Origin of the sequence: Streptomyces nanhaiensis, assembly GCF_046614825.1 — a bacterium.
GTDB classification, from domain to species: domain Bacteria; phylum Actinomycetota; class Actinomycetes; order Streptomycetales; family Streptomycetaceae; genus Streptomyces; species Streptomyces radiopugnans.
This window is the reverse complement of sequence record NZ_JBKJFM010000265.1, coordinates 1-4,085: the sequence shown is the minus strand read 5'-3', so window position 1 is coordinate 4,085 and position 4,085 is coordinate 1. Positions and strand designations below refer to the sequence as shown.

Below are 4,085 nucleotides of genomic sequence, written 5' to 3'. Positions count from 1 at the left end.
CCGCGCGGGCGCCCGGTGGTGGCCGTCGCGGGCGGGGCCGTGTTCACCTTCTCCTACGCCGAGCACGCCGAGCTGCTGCGGGCGGCTGGCGCGGACGTGGCCGTCTTCGACCCGCTGCGGGACACCGCGCTGCCGCCGGGCACGGCCGGGCTGGTCATGGGCGGCGGCTTCCCGGAGGTGTACGCGCCGGAGCTGTCGGCGAACGAGCCGCTGCGCCGGGCGGTGGCGGAACTGGCCGCGTCGGGGGCGCCGGTGGCCGCCGAGTGCGCCGGACTGCTGTATCTGGCAAGGGAGCTGGACGGTGTGCCGATGTGCGGGGTGCTCGACGCCACCGCCCGGATGACCGAGCGGCTCACCCTCGGCTACCGCGAGGCGGTGGCGGTGGGCGACAGCGTCCTGGCCGCCGCGGGGACGCGGGTGCGCGGCCACGAGTTCCACCGCACGGCGGTGGAGCCCGGCGCCGGGGTGCGGCAGGCCGGGGCGCCGGAGTCCGCGGCCGCGCCGGCGTGGGGGCTGACCTGGGGGGCCTCCCGGCCCGGGCGCCGGGTCGAGGGCTTCGTGAAGGACGGCGTACATGCCTCGTACCTGCATGTGCACTGGGCCGCCGAGCCGTCCGTGGCCCGGCGTTTCGTCGGAAGATGTGTCGAGAGGTGTGCGGCGTGAGCGGTAACGGCGATGGCGACGGGGTGCGGGAGACCGGCGGGCCGCGGCTCGTCGGCGTCGGGGTGGGCCCCGGCGACCCGGAGCTCGTGACGGTCAAGGGCGTCAAGGCGCTGCGCTCGGCGAGCGTGGTGGTGGTGCCCGTGATGGAGGACAGCGGTACGGGACGCGCCGAGGCCACCGTCCTGCACTACGTGTCGCACGAGCGGATCGTGCGGGTGGTCTTCGCACTCAACGAGCGCGGCGACCGGGCCCGCCGGGAGGCCGCGTGGGACGCGGCGGGCGAACGCGTCGCCGGGCTGCTGCGCGCCCACGGCACGGTGGCCTTCGCGACCATCGGCGACCCGAACGTCTACTCCACCTTCACCTATCTCGCCCAGACCGTCGGCGCTCTGGTGCCGGAGGCGGTCGTGGAGACCGTGCCGGGCATCACCGCGATGCAGGACCTGGCCGCGCGCGGCGGGGCGGTGCTCACCGAGGGGACGGAGCCGCTGACGCTGGTGCCGGTGACGGCCGGGATGGCGGTGCTCAGGCAGGCCCTGGAGGGGCCGGGGACGGTGGTGGCCTACAAGTTCGGGCGGCGGGCGCGCGAGGTCGCCGCCGCGCTGCGCGCCACGGGCCGCACCGAGGGCGCGGTGTGGGGCTCGGCGCTGGGGCTGCCGCAGGAGTCGATCCGCCCGGCGGCCGAACTGGAGGCCGCTCCAGGGGCCGGTCCGGAAGCCGGTCCGGGGAGCGGTCCGGCCGGTGCGGAGACCGAACTCCCCTATCTGTCCACGCTCATCGCCCCCGCACGCCGGGAGAGCCGAGGAGGCAAGCTGTGACCGCCCAGACCGAGACCGCCGGGACCGCCGGAACACCCGGGACGTCCGGAACCGCCGGGAGGGCCCCGGAGACCTCCGGGAAGGTGACCATCGTGGGCGCCGGACCCGGCGCCGCCGACCTGCTCACCTTCCGCGCCGCCCGCGCCATCGCCGAGGCCGACGTCGTGGTGTGGGCGGCCAGCCTGGTGCGCGAGGAGGTCCTCGAACACGCCCGTGAGGACGCGGAGGTCCTGGACTCGGCCTCGATGTCCCTGGAGGACGTCATCGCCGTCTACGAGCGCGCGGCCCGCGAGGGGCTGAAGGTGGCGCGCGTCCACTCCGGCGACCCGGCGCTGTGGGGCGGCACCCAGGAACAGGTGGACCGCTGCGCGGAGCTGGGCGTCGAGGTGGAGATCGTCCCCGGGGTGTCGTCGTTCTCGGCGGTGGCGGCCATCGCGGGGCGGGAGCTGACGATCCCGGAGGTCGCGCAGTCGGTGATCCTGACCCGGCTCGGCGGCGGCAAGACCCCGATGCCGCCGGGCGAGGAGGTGCGGGAGTTCGCCCGGCACGGCACGACCATGGCGGTCTTCCTGTCGGCCGCGCGCTCGGGGCAGCTGGCGGTGGAGCTGCTGGAGGGCGGCTATCCGACCGACACCCCGGTGGTGATCGCCCACCAGGCGACCTGGCCGGAGGAGCTGGTGCTGCGCTGCACGGTGGGCACCCTGGAGGAGACCGTCAAGGAGCACCGGCTGTGGAAGCACACGCTGTTCCTCGTCGGCCCCGCGCTGTCCGCCTCCGGCACGCGCTCGCACCTGTACCACCCCGGGCACTTCCACGGACACCGCCGCGCGCGGCCGGAGGCGCGCCGGGCGCTGCGCGCGGCCCGGGAGGTACGGGAGGTACGGGGAGCCCGCGGACAGGCCGTGGAGCAGAGCGCCGGGCAGGCCGCCGGGCAGAGCATCGGGCAGGCCGGCCGGGAGGCGGCGGGCCGTGAGTGAGGGGCCGGAACACGGGCCCGCCCAGGGGCCGGAGCTGCGGGAGCCGGACCTGCCGCGTACCGCCAAGCAGCGGCCGAAGGCGCTGCGCACCGGCTGGACGACCGGCACCTGCGCCTCGGCGGCGGCCCGCGCCGCCGCGCTGCACCTGGTCACGGGCGAGCCCCAGCCGTGGGTGGAGGTCGCCCTGCCCTCGGGGCGCCGGGTGACCTTCGCCGTGGAGCGCTCGGCCGAGCTGCGGCCGGGCCGCACCGAGGCGGTGGTGGTCAAGGACGCGGGCGACGATCCGGACGTCACCCACGGCTCGCACCTGACCGCCACGGTGAGCTGGCGCAGCGAGCCGGGCCTCGGACTGCACGGCGGTGTCGGCGTCGGCGTCGTCACCCGGCCGGGTCTCGGCCTGGAGGTGGGCGGCCCGGCGATCAACCCGGTGCCCCGCGCCATGATCAGCCAGGCGGTGGGCGAGGTCGTCGACGTGGCGGAGCGCGGCGTGGACGTCACCATCAGCGTGCCCGACGGCGAGAAGCGCGCCCGCAAGACCACCAACGCCCGGCTCGGCATCCTCGGCGGCATCTCCATCCTGGGGACGACCGGGATCGTCCGGCCGTTCTCGACGGCCTCGTGGCGGGCGAGTGTCGAGCAGGCGGTGTCGGTGGCCGCCGCGCAGGGCGCCCCGGCCGTGGTGCTGTGCACCGGCGGGCGCACCGAGAAGGGCGCCATGGAGCTGCTGCCCGGGCTGCCGCCGGTGTGCTTCATCGAGGTCGGCGACTTCACGGGTGCCGCGCTGCGGCGGGCGGTGGAACACGGGGTGGACCGGGTGGTGTTCGTCGGCATGGTGGGGAAGCTGACCAAGCTGGCCTCCGGGGTGCTGATGACGCACTACACGCGGTCGAAGGTGGACACCTCCGTCCTGGCCGACGTCACCCGCGCGGTGGGCGGCGCGGACGCGCTGGCGGCCGAGGTCGCGGCGGCGAACACCGCCCGCCACGCGTACGAGCTGTGGGACGCGGCGGGGCTGCTGCAGTCGGCCGCGCCGGAGCTGTGCCGCCGGGTGGTGGACGTGCTGGAGCGCTTCACCGACCGCCGGATCACCGCGGAGGCGGCCATGGTGGACTTCACCGGCCGCACGGTGGTCGCCCTGTGCTCCGACGGCGGGGGGCTGCTGCCGTGATCACTGTCGTGGGCACGGGAACGGGAGCGGGCACGGGCACGGGGGCCTGCGGGCCCGGCGCGCTGTCCTGGCGAGGGGTCCGCCTGGCCGTGGGCGCCCGCCGCCACCTGGACGCGGCCGCCCCTCCCCCCGGGGTGCGGCGCGTGGTCCTTGGGCCGCTGGCCCCGGCGCTGGACGCCGTCGAGCGGCAACTGTCGGAAGGCGGTGGCCCGGTGGTGGTGCTCGCCTCCGGCGATCCCGGGTTCTTCGGGATCGTCCGCTCGCTCGCCGAACGCTTCGGCCCCGAGGCCCTGGACGTACGGCCCACCGCGCCGTCCGTCGCGGTGGCCTTCGCCCGCGCCGGACTGCCGTGGGACGACGCCGCCGTGGTCAGCGCGCACGGGCGCGATCCGCGCACCGCCGTCAACGTCTGCCGCGCGCACCCCAAGACCGCCGTGCTCACTGGGCCCGGCGCGGGGC

4 protein-coding genes and 1 pseudogene are annotated in these 4,085 nt (G+C 76.6%); all 5 read left to right on the top strand.

Translation table 11 applies throughout. From position 1 onward, the window contains the following. Window positions 1-663, top strand: a pseudogene (locus tag ACLIYP_RS29475) (cobyrinate a,c-diamide synthase); the annotation flags it as partial. A gap of 23 nt (window positions 664-686) precedes the next feature. Continuing rightward, entirely contained in the window at window positions 687-1,481 is a 795-nt protein-coding gene (gene cobI / locus ACLIYP_RS29470; RefSeq protein WP_412716139.1) for a precorrin-2 C(20)-methyltransferase, read from the top strand. An 83-nt stretch (window positions 1,482-1,564) separates the two neighbouring features. Continuing rightward, window positions 1,565-2,458, top strand: coding sequence for a precorrin-4 C(11)-methyltransferase (gene cobM, locus ACLIYP_RS29465; protein ID WP_412716138.1), 894 nt, complete (start codon window positions 1,565-1,567; stop codon window positions 2,456-2,458). Continuing rightward, a complete protein-coding gene (locus ACLIYP_RS29460) occupies window positions 2,451-3,626 on the top strand; it encodes a cobalt-precorrin-5B (C(1))-methyltransferase (RefSeq protein ID WP_412716137.1) in 1,176 nt (391 codons plus the stop codon). Before cobM ends, ACLIYP_RS29460 begins: the two co-directional genes overlap by 8 nt. Continuing rightward, window positions 3,623-4,085, top strand: a 463-nt coding sequence (gene cbiE / locus ACLIYP_RS29455; RefSeq protein WP_412716136.1) for a precorrin-6y C5,15-methyltransferase (decarboxylating) subunit CbiE, incomplete at its 3' end; no start/stop codon positions are given. The genes ACLIYP_RS29460 and cbiE, both read left to right, overlap by 4 nt.